At 63.6% G+C, this 14,742-nt stretch carries 15 protein-coding genes; 8 read left to right on the top strand and 7 right to left on the bottom strand.

What is annotated here, in order from left to right:
* Positions 1 to 15: 15 nt before the first annotated feature.
* Positions 16 to 1,131, top strand: coding sequence for a D-alanyl-D-alanine carboxypeptidase family protein (locus ACODTY_RS00400; RefSeq protein ID WP_488992321.1), 1,116 nt, complete (start codon positions 16 to 18; stop codon positions 1,129 to 1,131).
* 11 nt (positions 1,132 to 1,142) lie between these two features.
* Entirely contained in the window at positions 1,143 to 2,273 is a 1,131-nt protein-coding gene (locus ACODTY_RS00395) for a CobW family GTP-binding protein (RefSeq protein ID WP_488992320.1), read from the top strand.
* Between the two features lie 21 nt (positions 2,274 to 2,294).
* Here ACODTY_RS00395 and ACODTY_RS00390 read toward each other — a convergent pair whose 3' ends face one another.
* The 4 genes from ACODTY_RS00390 to ACODTY_RS00375 all read right to left on the bottom strand — a co-directional run bounded on the left by ACODTY_RS00390 (position 2,295) and on the right by ACODTY_RS00375 (position 7,009).
* Positions 2,295 to 3,317: an esterase-like activity of phytase family protein gene (locus tag ACODTY_RS00390; RefSeq protein WP_488992319.1), complete on the bottom strand. Its 1,023-nt coding sequence runs from the start codon at positions 3,315 to 3,317 to the stop codon at positions 2,295 to 2,297.
* On the bottom strand, positions 3,314 to 5,212 hold the full coding sequence (gene cobT, locus ACODTY_RS00385; RefSeq protein ID WP_488992318.1) for a cobaltochelatase subunit CobT: 1,899 nt from the start codon (positions 5,210 to 5,212) through the stop codon (positions 3,314 to 3,316). The genes ACODTY_RS00390 and cobT overlap by 4 nt, the downstream gene beginning before the upstream one ends.
* A gap of 11 nt (positions 5,213 to 5,223) precedes the next feature.
* Positions 5,224 to 6,210: a cobaltochelatase subunit CobS gene (cobS, locus tag ACODTY_RS00380; protein ID WP_056239510.1), complete on the bottom strand. Its 987-nt coding sequence runs from the start codon at positions 6,208 to 6,210 to the stop codon at positions 5,224 to 5,226.
* 181 nt (positions 6,211 to 6,391) lie between these two features.
* Positions 6,392 to 7,009, bottom strand: coding sequence for a J domain-containing protein (locus ACODTY_RS00375; RefSeq protein WP_488992317.1), 618 nt, complete (start codon positions 7,007 to 7,009; stop codon positions 6,392 to 6,394).
* 146 nt (positions 7,010 to 7,155) lie between these two features.
* On the opposite strand from ACODTY_RS00375, the gene ACODTY_RS00370 reads away from it, so the two are divergent.
* Positions 7,156 to 7,458: a BolA family protein gene (locus ACODTY_RS00370; protein ID WP_488992316.1), complete on the top strand. Its 303-nt coding sequence runs from the start codon at positions 7,156 to 7,158 to the stop codon at positions 7,456 to 7,458.
* A 4-nt stretch (positions 7,459 to 7,462) separates the two neighbouring features.
* The gene (locus ACODTY_RS00365; RefSeq protein ID WP_488992315.1) at positions 7,463 to 8,164 is read left to right on the top strand and encodes an aquaporin; all 702 of its coding nucleotides are present in this window, start codon (positions 7,463 to 7,465) and stop codon (positions 8,162 to 8,164) included.
* Here the strand turns inward: ACODTY_RS00365 and ACODTY_RS00360 are convergent.
* Genes ACODTY_RS00360 through ACODTY_RS00350 form a run of 3 tightly spaced genes read right to left on the bottom strand, consistent with a single transcriptional unit; the run spans position 8,121 to position 10,740 of the window.
* Positions 8,121 to 9,020, bottom strand: a complete 900-nt coding sequence (locus tag ACODTY_RS00360) for a transporter associated domain-containing protein (RefSeq protein ID WP_488992314.1) — start codon at positions 9,018 to 9,020, stop codon at positions 8,121 to 8,123. The genes ACODTY_RS00365 and ACODTY_RS00360 overlap by 44 nt on opposite strands.
* Positions 9,017 to 10,132, bottom strand: a complete 1,116-nt coding sequence (gene aroB / locus ACODTY_RS00355) for a 3-dehydroquinate synthase (protein ID WP_488992313.1) — start codon at positions 10,130 to 10,132, stop codon at positions 9,017 to 9,019. The genes ACODTY_RS00360 and aroB overlap by 4 nt, the downstream gene beginning before the upstream one ends.
* On the bottom strand, positions 10,129 to 10,740 hold the full coding sequence (locus ACODTY_RS00350) for a shikimate kinase (RefSeq protein ID WP_488992312.1): 612 nt from the start codon (positions 10,738 to 10,740) through the stop codon (positions 10,129 to 10,131). The genes aroB and ACODTY_RS00350 overlap by 4 nt, the downstream gene beginning before the upstream one ends.
* A gap of 142 nt (positions 10,741 to 10,882) precedes the next feature.
* Here ACODTY_RS00350 and ACODTY_RS00345 point away from each other — a divergent pair, with 142 nt between their 5' ends.
* From ACODTY_RS00345 to ACODTY_RS00330, 4 genes are all read left to right on the top strand, one after another.
* Complete coding sequence (locus ACODTY_RS00345) at positions 10,883 to 11,032, top strand: histidine kinase (protein ID WP_488992625.1); 150 nt, start codon at positions 10,883 to 10,885, stop codon at positions 11,030 to 11,032.
* Positions 11,033 to 11,062: 30 nt separating this feature from the next.
* A complete protein-coding gene (locus ACODTY_RS00340) occupies positions 11,063 to 11,980 on the top strand; it encodes a site-specific tyrosine recombinase XerD (protein WP_488992311.1) in 918 nt (305 codons plus the stop codon).
* Between the two features lie 95 nt (positions 11,981 to 12,075).
* Positions 12,076 to 13,026: an acetyl-CoA carboxylase carboxyltransferase subunit alpha gene (locus tag ACODTY_RS00335; protein WP_488992310.1), complete on the top strand. Its 951-nt coding sequence runs from the start codon at positions 12,076 to 12,078 to the stop codon at positions 13,024 to 13,026.
* 352 nt (positions 13,027 to 13,378) lie between these two features.
* Positions 13,379 to 14,677, top strand: coding sequence for a L,D-transpeptidase family protein (locus ACODTY_RS00330; RefSeq protein WP_488992309.1), 1,299 nt, complete (start codon positions 13,379 to 13,381; stop codon positions 14,675 to 14,677).
* Positions 14,678 to 14,742 lie beyond the last annotated feature (65 nt).

Raw genomic sequence — 14,742 nt, 5'->3', positions numbered from 1 at the left:
ATTTCGAATTTCACGATGACAAGCACGCATTTCCTGAAACGCGCACTGTTCGGCGCGCTTGTGCTGGCTGCGTCCGCTGCGCCGGCACTCGCCAATCCCACCCTTTTGTTCGACCTGAACAACGGCCATGTCCTCAAGCATGAGGATGCGTTCAAACGCTGGTATCCGGCTTCGCTGACCAAGCTGATGACCGCCTATGTCACCTTCCGGGCGCTTGAAGCGGGCGAAGTGGCACTGGATTCGCCGATCAGGATGACCAGGACCGCCGTCAACCAGCCGCCCAGCAAGATGGGCTTCAAGGTTGGCCAGGTCATGCGCCTCGACAACGCGCTCAAGATGATGCTGGTCAAGTCGGCCAATGACGTCGCCATGGCCATCGGCGAAAATATCGGCGGCTCGCAGGCCGAGTTTGCCCAGCGCATGAACGCGGAAGCCACCCGCATCGGCATGGTCAACAGCCATTTCGTCAATCCCAACGGCCTGTTTTCGCCCGACCAGTACATCACCGCGCACGACCTCGGCATGCTCGTCACGGCCTTGCGCCGGGATTTCCCGCAATACACCTCCTGGTATGGCATCGAGGGCCTCGCCGTCGGCAAGAAGGCCATCCCCAACTACAATCTGCTGGTCGGCCGCTACCCCGGCGCCGATGGCATGAAGACCGGCTTTGTCTGCGAATCGGGCTTCAACCTGATCGGCTCCGCCACCCGCAACGGCCGCACCCTGGTGGCCGTGGTGCTGGGCGAACAGTCCGGTATTACCCGCGCTGAGAAGGTCGCCAAAATGCTCGACGACGGTTTTGCCGCACAGGGCGGCACCACCACGCTTGCCGCGCTGCCGAGCTATGGTGACACCACCTCGTTTACCGATATGCGCGCCGAAATCTGCGAGAAGAAGCCGGCGGCGGAGCTCTCCGAGGCCGCGCCCGCCGAGAAGAAGGACGCGCCGAAGTCGGTCTTCCGGCAAAAGCTCGTCAACCCCACGCTGGTCGCGGTCGGGCTGGGCGGCGCTACCGGCCCGTTGCCCAAGGCCATGATCGGCAAGGTCGAGTATTCCGACGTACCGGTGCCGAGCTGGCGACCCGACTTGCCGCCGCCGGCAGGCACTGAAACCACCGCGCAGGGCGGCTGAGCATCATTGAAATGGCCACTTTCCCGATACCTGTCTCGGTTATCACCGGCTTCCTCGGCGCCGGCAAGACGACACTGCTCAACCGCCTGCTGAAAGATCCGGCGCTTGTCGACACCGCCGTCATCATCAACGAGTTCGGCGATGTATCCATCGACCATCTTCTGGTTGAGCAAGCATCGGACGGCATCATCGAACTGTCCGACGGATGCCTGTGCTGCACGGTGCGCGGCGAACTGGTCGACACGCTGGCCGAACTGATCGACCGCCTGCAGACCGGCCGCATCACCCGGCTTTCGCGCGTTATCATCGAAACCACCGGACTTGCCGATCCCGCGCCCGTCCTGCAGTCGATCATGGCGCACCCCGTTCTGGTGCAGGCGTTCCGGCTGGACGGCGTCGTCACCATGGTCGATGCCGTCAATGGCGAAGCCACGCTCGACGCCCATATGGAGGCGGTGAAGCAGGCTGCCGTCGCCGACCGCATCGTCATCACCAAGACCGATCTTGTTGCCGAAAAGAGCGAACTGGCGGCATTGCACGCCCGCCTGCGCCAGCTCAATCCCGGCGCGCCGCTGCTCGATGTCGGCAAGGCCGGCATTGCCGAACTGTTCGACTGCGGCCTTTACAACCCGGCCACCAAGTCAGCCGACGTGCGCCGCTGGCTGGGCGAGGCCGCCGACGAACACGACCGTGATCACGACCACCATGGCCATGGCCATGACCATCATCATAGCCACGAGCACCACGATCATGCGCACCACCATCACCGCCATGATTCGCGCGTGCGCACCGATACACTGGTCCATGACGGCCCGCTGCCTTTCTCGTCCATCGAAATGTTCCTCGACCTGTTGCGCTCCACCCATGGCGAGCATCTCTTGCGCATGAAGGGCATCATCGAGCTGACCGACGACCCGTCGCAACCCCTGGTGGTGCATGGCGTCCAGAAGATCCTGCATCCGCCGGCCCGCCTGCCCGCGTGGCCGGACGACCGGCGCGGCACCCGTCTGGTATTGATCACCATGGATATGCCGCAGGACTATGTGCAGCGGCTTTTCGCGGCGCTCACCAACAAGCCGGCCATCGACACGCCGGACCGCGCTGCGCTGGAAAACAACCCACTCGCCATCGCCGGCCGGTAACAGCGAGAAAGCTGCGACCACTCAATCGTCGTGCAGGACGAATTCCAGGTAGAGATTGCGCTGCAGGATCGACTGGTTGTCGTCCGACATCAGCGAGATGACGGTCGCGCCGTCATCGCGGGTCCACACGTCGAGCGCCTCCATGTTGTCGATCTGGTAGGACATGTCAGCCTCCAGCAACACGGTTCCGGTGACGAGCGTGCCCTTGGCGATGCTGTCGCCTGCGATGCGTCTCAGCCGCATCCTGACGCCGTTGGCTATCGAAAAACCGCGCTCAAGCAAAAGCAGGTCGCCGCCGGGCAGGAAAGCGCCGTCGGTGATGTCGAAATCGCCTTCACGGCTGACGGTGAAAACCCCCTTGCGCGGACCGGAGAGCACCGCCGCGAAGATGTTGCCCGCCTTGTCGAGGCTCTTTTCCGAGACCACCACCAGCGCGCCCTGCAAAGGGCTGGTCGGGCTGGACCATGCCACGGTTTCGAAGCCGCGGTTCTGGCGCAGTTCGCGTGCCGGAACGATGAAATCGAGATCCGCAAAGGACGGGCCCATGCCGTCAGGCGCGATCTTGAACTGGCTGACGCGATGATCGCGCTCGAACCCGACGGTCGCCACGCCATCCTTGACGCCGAGGCCTTCCGCATCGACTTCCCACTTGATGTCGACGGGGTTGCCGTTGCGATCGACCATCTGCTGCATGCGGAAGTTGCCGATGCCGGAAGGACGCTTTTCGGCATCGTGGACGACGCTGCCAAAGAACCAGAAACCGGTGTCGGCGACACCGATGAAATCGCTGCCCGGCGTTAGGAAACGCATGGCCGACATGCTGCCGAAGATCCGCGCCGGCGCGGTCATCTCGAGGCCACCGACAAATTCCAGCGGTCCGAAATTCTTCTCGTCGCGCCCGATGCGGAATTGCGTTACCGGACGGGTGGATAGCTTGATGGCTTCGACGGGCGTGCGTTCGTCTGCAAATGCCGAACCCTGGCAATGGAAACCGACAAAGACACACAGCAATGCGGCTGCCAGCAGCCGTTGCACCCTGATCATCCAGCCCGCCTGAGGCCGCCGCCCCTGCGGTCGTGCGAATGTTCTTCCTCGAACAACGCCGCAAGCTGCTCGGTCATGGCGCCCGCCAGCTCTTCCGCGTCAACAATGGTGACGGCGCGGCGATAGTAGCGGGTGACGTCGTGGCCGATGCCGATGGCGAGCAGTTCGACCGGCGAGCGCGTCTCGATCAGGTCGATGACGGCGCGCAAATGCCGCTCCAGATAATTGCCGGGGTTCACCGAAAGCGTCGAATCATCGACCGGAGCACCGTCGGAGATCATCATCAGGATCTTGCGCTGCTCGGGCCGGGCAATGAGGCGCTGATGCGCCCAAAGCAGGGCTTCGCCGTCGATGTTTTCCTTCAACAGCCCTTCGCGCATCATCAGGCCAAGGTTGCGGCGGGCGCGGCGCCATGGTGCGTCGGCGGATTTGTAGATGATGTGGCGCAGGTCGTTGAGGCGGCCCGGATTGGCTGGCTTACCGTCCTTCAGCCATTTCTCGCGCGCCTGCCCGCCCTTCCAGGCGCGGGTGGTGAAGCCGAGGATTTCGACCGAAACGCCGCAGCGCTCGAGCGTGCGGGCAAGGATGTCGGCGCAAGTGGCGGCAACGGTGATTGGGCGGCCGCGCATGGAACCGGAATTGTCGAGCACCAGCGTCACGACCGTGTCGCGGAACTTGGTGTCGCGCTCCTGCTTGAAGGAAAGCGGCTGCATCGGATCGATGACGACGCGCACGAGGCGGGCCGGATCGAGATAGCCTTCCTCGAGGTCGAAATCCCACGAGCGATTCTGCTGCGCCATCAGGCGCCGCTGCAAGCGGTTGGCGAGGCGGCCGACAACGCCGGAAAGATTTGCAAGCTGCTTGTCCAGGAAAGCGCGCAGCCGGTCCAGTTCCTCCTCGTCGCAGAGGTCGTCCGCGCCGACGGTCTCGTCGAAAGTGGTGGTGAAGACCTTGTAGTCGACATCCTTCGACAGATTGTTGAAGGGGTTGTCGTTGCGCCGCGCTTCTCCCGGTGTCTCGGCGTCGTCCTCGTCTTCATCGGACAGGTCTTCGGACGTTGCGTCGGACGCTTCGGTCTCCGAGGCCTCATCGTCGTCGTCGGACGAGTCCGCATCCTCGGGTTCGGACTCCTCGGAACCGGAATCGTCCTCGCCGCCTTCCTCGCTCTGGTCCTCGCCCTGCGGCTGGTCGTCGTCGCTGTCTTCGGTGTCCTCGGTTTCCTGGTCGTCGCCGAGTTCCTCGGCCATCTCCATCGAGGCCAGCATGTCGCGCACGACGCGGGCGAAAGCCTGCTGGTCGCCAAGCTTGTCGGAAAGCCCCTCGAGGTCGGCGCCGGCCTTTTCCTCGACCCAGTCGCGCCACAGCTCGACCATGCGTTCGCCGCTCTTCGGCACCGCGCGCCCGGTCAGCTTTTCGCGCACCATCAGCGCCAGCGCTTCCTCAAGCGGAGCGTCGGCCTGTTCGCGAACCTCGGCCAGATTGGCCTTGGCGTATTTGTCTTCCAGCATGACGCCGATATTGTCGGCGACGCCGGCCATGGCGCGCGAGCCGATCGCCTCGACGCGGGCCTGCTCGACGGCATCGTAGATGGCGCGGGCAAGCTTGCCCTCCGGGGCAAGGCGGGTGTGGATGCGCTGGTCGTGGCAGGCGCGCTTCAGCGCCATGGAATCGCCAAGCCCGCGGGTGACGGCAATATCGGTCTTCGAGGCCTTCTTCGGCAGTTCCGGCAGCCGCGCCCGGTTTCCGGCCAGGGCTGGCTTGTCCTTGGCGAAGGCGACTTCCATCTCCTTGTCATTGGAAATGGCGCGCATGCACACCGTTATGGCGCGCTTGAAGCTGTCTGCCTCAGAGCCCGTTTTCGGCTTGCTGCGTGTGTTGTCGCCCGGTCCCGCCATTGGCGTCTTGACTATCCGAGCACGACGTTGGCGGCGCTTTCCGGCAGGTCCTCGCCGAAGGCGCGCTGGTAGAACTCGGCCACAAGGGCGCGCTCAAGCTCGTCGCACTTGTTGAGGAAGGTCAGGCGGAAGGCCATGCCGACATTGTCGAAAATCTCGGCGTTTTCGGCCCAGGTGATGACCGTGCGCGGGCTCATGACGGTGGAGAGGTCGCCATTGACGAAGGCCGAGCGCGTCATGTCGGCGACACGCACCATCTTGTTGACGATGTCCTTGCCCTTGGCGTCGCGATAGTGCTTGGCCTTGGCCAGCACGATGGCAACCTCGTTGTCATGTGGCAGGTAGTTCAGCGTGGTGACGATCGACCAGCGGTCCATCTGGGCCTGGTTGATCTGCTGGGTGCCGTGATAGAGGCCGGTGGTGTCACCGAGGCCGACCGTGTTGGCGGTGGCGAACAGGCGGAAGGCAGGGTGCGGGCGGATGACGCGGCTCTGGTCGAGCAGCGTCAGGCGGCCGGACGATTCCAGCACGCGCTGGATGACGAACATCACGTCGGGGCGGCCGGCATCGTATTCGTCGAAGCACAGCGCGACATTGTGCTGGTAAGCCCAGGGCAGGATGCCGTCGCGGAATTCGGTGACCTGCTGGCCGTCCTGCAGCACGATGGCGTCCTTGCCGACGAGGTCGATACGCGAGACGTGGCTGTCGAGGTTGACGCGCACGCACGGCCAGTTGAGGCGGGCGGCGACCTGCTCGATGTGGGTCGACTTGCCGGTGCCGTGATAGCCGGAGACCATGACGCGGCGGTTGTAGGCAAAGCCGGCCAGGATCGCGAGCGTGGTGGCCTTGTCGAACAGGTAGTCGGGATCAATGTCCGGCACATGCTCGCTGGCGGCCGAATAGGCAGGCACGACCATCTTCGAATCGAAGCCGAATTTGTCCTTCACCGACACCGTCGTGTCCGGCAGGTTGGCAATATCGCGATCGACCTTGTTCATAACGTCTTATAGTCTCCCGAAGGCGAATGCGCGCGCTTCGCCGGCAACAAATTTTCCTCGCGGGCGGGTTTAGAGCCTTTTCCAACCGGATGAAAGTTGGAAATGGGGCTGGACCGCATTTTAGGCTCGACTGTGCCCGCGATACGGGCCGGCGCGGCTCAGCCCGACCCGCGTCAACGGCCTAGCACAGGCCCGCCTGCTTGAGCACGCGATAGGCCTGGAGCACGTCGCGGAACCTGTCTTCCGAGCCCCGGTCACCACCATTGGCGTCCGGATGGTGGAGTTTCACCAGTTCCTTGTAGCGCGCCTTGATATCCTTGCCGGTCGCCTTCGCGTCGAGGCCGAGCGTTTCGAGCGCCTTGGTTTCCAAGGGCTTGGTCTTGCGCTCGCGAGGTGCGCCGTGGTCGCGCGGGTCGTTGAACAGGTTGAAGGGGTCGCGCATGCGGTTGTGGTAACCGGCGCGGCCGGAACGGGCCTGCGCGAAATCCGGCGCCGAGCGCGCGCCGGCATTGGCGCCCATCTTCCAGGTCGGCCGATGGCCGGTCATCGCTTCCTTCTGGAAGCGGGCGATCTCGTTGTCGGTGACGCCGGAGAAGTAATTGAAACCCTTGTTGTATTCGCGAACGTGGTCGAAGCAGAACTTGAAATATTCGCCTTCCTTGAGGCGTCCGACCGGCGCGCGATGGGTGCCGGGCTCCTTGCAGCCGTCCCACTGGCAGGCCGGCGCGCGAGACTTCAATTCCGCATCCTTCTCGGGGCGGATTCGAATCTTCTCGAAATATTTCGGGTACGCTTTCATTTGACCGATGTATGAGCCGATCGCCGGTGCGAAACAAGAATTGACATTTTCGCGATTGTTCCCCCTAACCGCTGAATCACGGCTTAATGCTGGCAGCGGCGGATTCTTTTTTGGCGGTAACGCCTATGTGGTGAGGGATAACGGCGATGTCCATACAGGCGACCATCGAAGCGAAACTGGCCAAGGCTTTTTCGCCGGATCGGCTGGTGGTGATCAACGAAAGCCACCTGCATGCGGGCCATCACCATGTCGAGCATGGCCACGTCGCCGAGTTCGACGGCGAGGGCGAAACGCATTTCAGGGTACGAATTGTCGCACCCGCCTTTGCCGGCATGAGCCGGGTCGATCGCCACCGCGCCGTCAACGCTGCCCTTGATGCCGAATTCAAGGCAGGTCTGCATGCGCTGGCCGTCGAGGCGGCGACGCCCGGCGAAGCGACAAGGTGGTGAGGCGATGAGCGAACCGCTTTTCAAACGGCTGGTCGCTGAGGCGCTCGGATCGGCCTTCCTGCTCGCCACCATAGTCGGCTCCTGCATCATGGGCACTGAACTGTCGCCCGGATCGGCGGCGCTTGCCCTTTTCGTCACCTCGACCTCGACCGGCGCGATGCTGGTCGTGCTGATCTGGCTGCTCGGCCCGGTGTCGGGCGCGCATCTCAACCCTGCGGTCAGCCTCGCCTTTGCGGCAAACGGCCAGTTGAAATGGCGCGATGTCGGCCCCTATTGCATCGCCCAGCTTGCCGGCTTCCTGGTCGGAGTATGGGCGGCGCACGCAATGTTCGAGCTGCCGGTCCTGCAGATTGCGGTCACGGCCCGTTCCGGGTCCGGCCAATGGCTGGCGGAAGGGATCGCCACTTTCGGCCTGATCCTCGTCATCCTGGGCTGCGTTGCCCGCGCTCCGACGGTGGTGCCGGTGGCGGTCGGCCTCTATATCGGCGCGGCCTACTGGTTCACCGCCTCGACCGCCTTCGCCAATCCGGCGATGACGGTGATGCGCGCATTCACTGCGACGCCTGCCGGCATACTGCCGCAGCATGTCGTCGGCTTCGTCATCGCCCAGTTGATCGGGGCGGCGGTCGCGATCGCCGCGGCGCGCTACTTCTGGCCGCGGACTACTCTTTCCGCGGAGGCTCGGCCTCAACGCTCACCGGCCTGATTCTCAGCCGTGCGATGCGGTTCTTGTCGCGCTTCATGACCACGAAGCGCTTGCCGTGGAAGGTGAAGGCCTGCTTCTCCTCCGGGATCGACTGCGTTTCGTGGATGACGAGCCCGGCAATGGTGGTCGCTTCCGCGTCGGGCAGGTCCCAGTCCAGCGCGCGGTTGAGGTCGCGGATCGCCACAGTGCCTTCGACCACGACGGAACCGTCGGCCTCCTGCTTGACGCCCTGCATGTCGATGTCGTGCTCGTCGGCGATTTCACCGACGATTTCCTCAATGATGTCTTCCAGCGTCACCAGCCCTTCGACCTCGCCATATTCGTCGACGACGATGGCGAAATGCGCCTTGCGGCGCAGGAAAGCGTTGAGCTGTTCCTGAAGCGTGGTGGTGTCGGGCACGAACCACGGCTTGTCGGCCACCTTCATCACGTCGATGCGGGTGAAGTCGTTGCCGACGTCGTTCAGCGCGCGCAGCAGGTCCTTGGCGTGCAGCACGCCGACGATGTTGTCGAGCGAACCTTTCCAGAGCGGCATGCGGGTGTGCGGGCTTTGCAGAATCTCGCGCACCACGATCTCAGGCGCGTTGTCGGCGTTGACCGAGCGCATGTTGGTGCGGTGGACCATAACGTCCGAGACTTCGAGCTCATCGAGTTCGAAGCGGTCGTCGAGCTTGCGTTCTTCGTTCCGGTTGCCGTTGACGGTGCGCTGGATTTCCTCGCGCCGTTCGCCATTGGCTGTCGTGGTTTGCCCGACAGGAACATAGCCTGCCGCGCGTGCGAGCCGGTCGCGCAAGAGGAAAGCGGCGAGGCCGGTGGCCGCGAGCATGCCTGCAACGATCCAGCCAGCCTCGCTCATGCCGGATGGTTCTCCTTGAGGAAGGAGAGCACTTCGGAGGTCGGTACGTCCTTTGCGATGAAGGATTGGCCGATGCCGCGCGTCAGGATGAAGGTGAGCGCGCCGCGCTGCACTTTCTTGTCCTGGGCGATGAAGCCGAGCAGGGCCTCGGCATCCGGCAAATCGCCCGGAATATCGGCCATGCGCCAAGGCAGGCCGACGGCCTTGAGATGGGCCTCGACGCGTGCCGCGTCGTCGGGGCTGGCAAGGTTGAGGCGGCTGGAGAACCGGTGCGCCAGCGCCATGCCGATGGCAACGCCCTCGCCGTGGACAAGGCGGGCGCTGTCGTAGCGGGTTGCGGCCTCGAGCGCGTGGCCGAAGGTGTGGCCGAGATTGAGCAGCGCCCGGTCGCCGGTTTCGAACTCGTCGCGCGCCACCACGTCTGCCTTGGCGCGGCAGGCTTCGGCAATCGCCTCGATGCGGGCGGGACCGCCGGCAAAAATGTCCTGCCAGTTTTCCTCCAGCCAGGCGAAGAACCGAGGCCGGTCGATCAATCCGTATTTGGCCACCTCGGCATAGCCGGCGCGGAATTCGCGTAAGGGCAGCGTGTCGAGGACGGCGGTATCGGCCAGCACCAGCTTGGGTTGGTGAAAAACGCCGACGAGGTTTTTGCCGCGAGGACTGTTGATGCCGGTCTTGCCGCCGACGGAGGAGTCCACCTGCGCCAGCAGCGAGGTCGGAAGCTGGACGAAATTCATGCCGCGCCGCACGATGCCGGCGGCAAAGCCGGCAAGGTCGCCGATGACGCCGCCGCCAAGCGCGATGACGGCATCGCCGCGCTCCAGCTTCGCCGCCAGAACGCCGTCGACCACCTCTTGCAGGGCGTCAAAACTCTTGGTTTTTTCCCCGGGCGGCAGCGTGATGACCGCCGGCGTGACGCCGCTTGCCGCAAGGCTTTCTTTCAGCGTGTCGAGATGAGCTGCCGCAACATTTTCATCGGTAACGATGGCGGTGCGCGTTCCCGGCAGGCGCTTGCCGATCTCCACGCTGGCACGCCCGAGCAGGCCGGGGCCGATGAGAATGTCATAGGCGCGCTCGCCCAGACCTACTTCGACGGTGACGGCTGCGCTCATGGTCTGATCTCGTTGGGCTCGGCTTCATTGGCCGCGGAAAGATGCCTGTCGAGCGCCTCGATGACTTCGGCTGCGATGACTTCCTTGCGCTCGTCGCGCGTCACCACCGTCAGGTCGGCAAGGGCATAGACCGGATAGCGCTCGTTCATCAGGCGCTCCAGCACGGCGCGCGGGTTGTCGTTCTTCAACAGCGGCCGGTTCTGCTTCTTCGACACCCGCTCCATCAACAGGTCGAGGTCGGCCTTCAGCCAGACCGAAACCGCACTGGACGCAATTGCCTCGCGCGTGTGGGCATTCATGTAGGCGCCGCCGCCTGTGGACAGGATCTGCGGACCGGCTTCGAGCACACGGGCGATGACGCGCTGCTCCAGCGCGCGGAATTCCGGCTCGCCGTAAAGCTCGAACAACTCGGGGATCGACATGCGCGAGACGTCCTCGATCTCCTGGTCGCTGTCGATGAAAGTCAGGCCAAGGGCGGTTGCGACCTTGCGGCCGATCGCCGTCTTGCCGGCGCCCATGAGGCCAACCAGCACGATGGAGCGTTGCCCCAGCTTTTCCAGCAAGGCGGCTTGGTCGACATCGGTTTCGACTGCGGATTGAGCGTTCATTGCTGGCGTATCGACATGAAAAGCCCGGTTGCGTCAAGCTTGCGTGTTGCTTTGCTGTAGACTTGAAATGCCGGAAACGGCGTCCCATAAGGAGACAGATTCGGGCGGCAAGCAAAAACAGGGTCAGGATTCACCAGAGCTCATGCCGACACTGTTCCGCTTCATCATTACCATCGCCGTGCTGGCCGGCATCGTCTACGGCGCGATGTTCGCGCTGGTGATTTTCGTCGAGCCGAAGCAGGCGGAATTGAGCGTGCGCGTTCCGGCGGAAAAGCTGTTGCCGAAAAAATAGCGCGGAACCGAGGGTCGGGACCTAGATCGAATGAACAGCGCGGCCCGCATCGAAGCCTTCCTCGAGATGATGAGCGCCGAACGGGGCGCAGCGAAAAACACGCTGGACTCCTATCGCCGCGACCTGGAAGACGCCTCTGGCGAGATGACTGGCAGACTGGCCGAAGCGGGAGCTTCCGACATACGCGCCTATCTCGACGGCGTGGCCGCGCAAGGCTTTGCGCCGACCTCGCATACGCGCAAGCTTTCGGTACTGCGCCAGTTTTTCAAGTTCCTTTATGCCGAGGGCCTGCGCGGCGACGACCCGACCGGCACGCTCGACAGCCCGAAAAGGGGCCGACCTCTGCCCAAGACGATGAGCGAGGCCGAGACGGGGCGGCTTTTGGATCGCGCAGCAGCCGAAGCTGCCAACGCTTCGCAGGGCAAAGCCGGCCAATTGGCGGCGCAGAGGCTGCATGCGCTGGTCGAGGTGCTTTACGCGACGGGCCTGCGCGTCTCCGAACTGGTCAGCCTGCCGGTGACGGTGGCGCTGCGCGACGAGCGCTTTTTCGTCGTGCGCGGCAAGGGCGACAAGGAGCGCATGGTGCCGCTGTCCGGCAAGGCGCGCGAAGCGATGCAGGCGTGGCTGGCGGAACGTAGGAAATTGCCCGCCTTCGCCGACAGCCCGTTCCTGTTTCCAGCGGCGTCCGATACCGGATTTCTGGCCCGGCAGGTGTTTGCCCGCGACCTCAAGGGGCTTGCCGCGCGCGCCGGCATATCGGCTGCGAAAGTCTCGCCGCACGTGCTGCGCCATGCCTTTGCCAGCCATCTTTTGCAGAATGGCGCCGACCTGCGCGCCGTCCAGCAATTGCTTGGCCATGCCGACATCTCGACCACGCAGATTTACACCCATGTGCTGGAAGAGCGGCTTGTGCGGCTGGTCAATGACCACCATCCGCTTGCCGACTAGCCCTCATGCGGCTATGTGAGGACGATGTTTAGCGCCCGCTCATCCAGCGGCGGGCATCAACCCTCGTCGTTTCCGGCGCACTGGTCAGCTCACGAATGTACAATTATCTCGACTTCGAAAAACCGGTTGCCGATCTCGAAGGCAAGATCCTCGAACTGAAGAAACTGGCGGAAAGCGGCGAGGCGGTCGATGTCGCCGACGAGATCGCCCGGCTGGAAAAGCGCTCCCGCGACGCGCTACGCGACGCCTACAAGGCGCTCACCCCGTGGCAGAAGGTGCAGGTGGCGCGTCACCCCGACCGGCCGCACTGCCTCGACTACATCAAGACCCTTTTCACCGACTTCACCACCATGGCCGGCGACCGCCTCTACGGCGAGGACCAGGCCATCGTCGGCGGCTTTGCCCGCTTCAAGGGCGAACCGGTGGCCATTATCGGCCAGGAGAAGGGCTCCGACACAGCAAGCCGGCTGAAGCACAATTTCGGCTCGGTGCGGCCGGAAGGCTACCGCAAGGCGGTGCGCCTGATGGAGCTCGCAGACCGCTTCGCCATTCCGCTGATCACGCTGGTCGATACGGCGGGCGCTTATCCCGGCGTCGGCGCGGAGGAACGCGGCCAGGCCGAGGCCATCGCCCGCTCCACCTCGGCCTGCCTTGCGCTCAAGGTGCCGTCGATTTCGGTGGTGATCGGCGAAGGCGGCTCGGGCGGCGCGATTGCCATTGCCACCGCCAACAAGGTCTACATGCTGGAGCACTCGATCTATTCGGTGATTTCGCCGGAAGGCGCCGCCTCGATCCTGTGGCGCGACACCACACGCTCCAAGGATGCCGCCACCAACATGAAGATCACCGCGCAGGATCTGCTTGGCCTCAAGATCATCGACGCCATCGTTCCCGAACCGCTCGGCGGGGCGCACCGCGCGCCGGAGACGGTGATCGCCTCGACCGGCGACCTGATCGCGAAGACGATGAAGGAATTTGCCGGCACCAACACCGACTTCCGCGAGCAGCGGCGGGAGAAGTATCTGGCGATGGGCCGCAGCCTCTAGGAGACCTTCGGTAATTCTACTCCGGCGGGCAACTGATGCGGCTTTCTGCGCTTCCGGTGCTCACGTACCTTAACGTACGCTCCGCTCCGGTTCTCAAAAACCGCACCATTTGCCTCGCCAGAGCGAATTTCCAAACGGTCTCCACCGTAAATACGTCGAGAGCGCCAAAGCCTTCGGCGCAGTTGCGCCACAAAAATGCCGCCGGTTTGGCCCAGTGACAAAGCAGTGAGAGGTTTTTCGCCCCACTTGCGGTAAGGAATTTTCAAGGTTAACGGGCTTAGGGTCCGCCAATGTTCAGTGGGTCGGCCCGGCTTGAAGCCGGGGCATGGGAAAAATGACGAAAACGGCATCCTTGTTCGCCAAAATTGCTCAGGCTGGACTTCTGGTTGCAGCGCTCGGCGTGGCCGGCTGCACCGAATCGTCCGTCGGCGATTTCGCACCCCAGCACGCCAACCGCCAGCTTTCGCCGAAAATCCTTGCCGAGATGAGCAAGAAGGGCATGAGCCGGACGTCGCCGGTGATGGCCCGCATCTTCAAGGAAGAGGGCAAGCTCGAAATCTGGAAGCAGAAGAGCAACGGGCGCTACGATATCGTCGCCAGCTACGACATCTGCAAATGGTCGGGCAAGCTCGGGCCGAAATACACCGAGGGCGACCGCCAGGCCCCGGAAGGCTTCTACACGGTGCGTCCGGCGCAGATGATGCCGAACTCGCAATATCACCTGGCCTTCAACATCGGCTATCCCAACGCCTATGACCGCGCCAACGGCCGCACCGGCTCGAACCTTATGGTGCACGGGGCCTGCTCGTCGTCCGGCTGCTATTCGATGACCGATCCGCAGATCGAGGAGATCTATGCGTTCGGCCGCGACGCCTTCAAGGGCGGACAGACCGAGTTCCAGATCCAGGCGTTTCCGTTCCGCATGACCGCCGCCAACATGGCGCGCTACCGCAGCGACCCGAACTACGAGTTCTGGAAGATGCTGAAGGTTGGCTACGACAATTTCGAAGTGACCAAGGTGCCGCCGAAAGTGGACGTGTGCGAGAAGCGCTACGTCTTCAATCAGGTGGCGGCGGAAGGCCAGAGCTTCAATCCCTCCGGCACGTGCCCCGCAAGCACGCAGCCCGATTCGCTGAAGATGGCTTACGGCGCTTATCAGAGCACCTATGAGGCAGCCTTCAACAGCGCCGTCAATTCGTCGATACCGGCACCGAAGCCGACCATTGCCGGCATCAAGGAAGCAAACATCGTCTCGGACTGGACGCGCAAGCGGGCTCGCGGCGAGCGCGTGACGATGGAGCCGCCGTCGCTGAATTCCGACGGCTCGATTACGGAAACGACAACGCGCATGGGGCGCATCGATTCACCGGCAGGGCGAAAGATGGCAGCACTCGACGCCGAGAAGGCCGCAAAGCAAAAGGCCGAGGAAGAAAAGATAGCAGCAGCCGCAGCGGCGAAGGCAGCCAAGGAGCTGGCGCAGCAGCAGCTCGCCGCCGAAAAGGCCGCAGCCAAGGCTGCCAAGGAACAGCCCGCCGCGGTGGCTGCCCAGCCGCCGGCCGAAGCAGCGCCCGCCGCAGAGGTGCAGACCGCGCAGTCGGACGGCACGGTGTCCAAGCTGAAGAAGCGCCTGCTCGGCATGTTCGGCGGGTGAGTTTCCAGCGCTCGTATACCAAACCTTTTCCGCGCCTGGAGCAGGATGCCGAAAAGTTGCGGACT

The sequence above is a fragment of the Mesorhizobium sp. FG116 genome (assembly GCF_057809835.1).
This window is presented reverse-complemented; position numbering and strand designations above follow the sequence as displayed.

Coding starts and splice junctions, on each gene's coding strand:
- ACODTY_RS00400 (WP_488992321.1), top strand. CDS start 16: ATGACAAGCACGCATTTCCTGAAACGCGCACTGTTCGGCGCGCTTGTG.
- ACODTY_RS00395 (WP_488992320.1), top strand. CDS start 1,143: ATGGCCACTTTCCCGATACCTGTCTCGGTTATCACCGGCTTCCTCGGC.
- ACODTY_RS00390 (WP_488992319.1), bottom strand. CDS start 3,317: ATGATCAGGGTGCAACGGCTGCTGGCAGCCGCATTGCTGTGTGTCTTT.
- cobT (WP_488992318.1), bottom strand. CDS start 5,212: ATGGCGGGACCGGGCGACAACACACGCAGCAAGCCGAAAACGGGCTCT.
- cobS (WP_056239510.1), bottom strand. CDS start 6,210: ATGAACAAGGTCGATCGCGATATTGCCAACCTGCCGGACACGACGGTG.
- ACODTY_RS00375 (WP_488992317.1), bottom strand. CDS start 7,009: ATGAAAGCGTACCCGAAATATTTCGAGAAGATTCGAATCCGCCCCGAG.
- ACODTY_RS00370 (WP_488992316.1), top strand. CDS start 7,156: ATGTCCATACAGGCGACCATCGAAGCGAAACTGGCCAAGGCTTTTTCG.
- ACODTY_RS00365 (WP_488992315.1), top strand. CDS start 7,463: ATGAGCGAACCGCTTTTCAAACGGCTGGTCGCTGAGGCGCTCGGATCG.
- ACODTY_RS00360 (WP_488992314.1), bottom strand. CDS start 9,020: ATGAGCGAGGCTGGCTGGATCGTTGCAGGCATGCTCGCGGCCACCGGC.
- aroB (WP_488992313.1), bottom strand. CDS start 10,132: ATGAGCGCAGCCGTCACCGTCGAAGTAGGTCTGGGCGAGCGCGCCTAT.
- ACODTY_RS00350 (WP_488992312.1), bottom strand. CDS start 10,740: ATGAACGCTCAATCCGCAGTCGAAACCGATGTCGACCAAGCCGCCTTG.
- ACODTY_RS00345 (WP_488992625.1), top strand. CDS start 10,883: ATGCCGACACTGTTCCGCTTCATCATTACCATCGCCGTGCTGGCCGGC.
- ACODTY_RS00340 (WP_488992311.1), top strand. CDS start 11,063: ATGAACAGCGCGGCCCGCATCGAAGCCTTCCTCGAGATGATGAGCGCC.
- ACODTY_RS00335 (WP_488992310.1), top strand. CDS start 12,076: ATGTACAATTATCTCGACTTCGAAAAACCGGTTGCCGATCTCGAAGGC.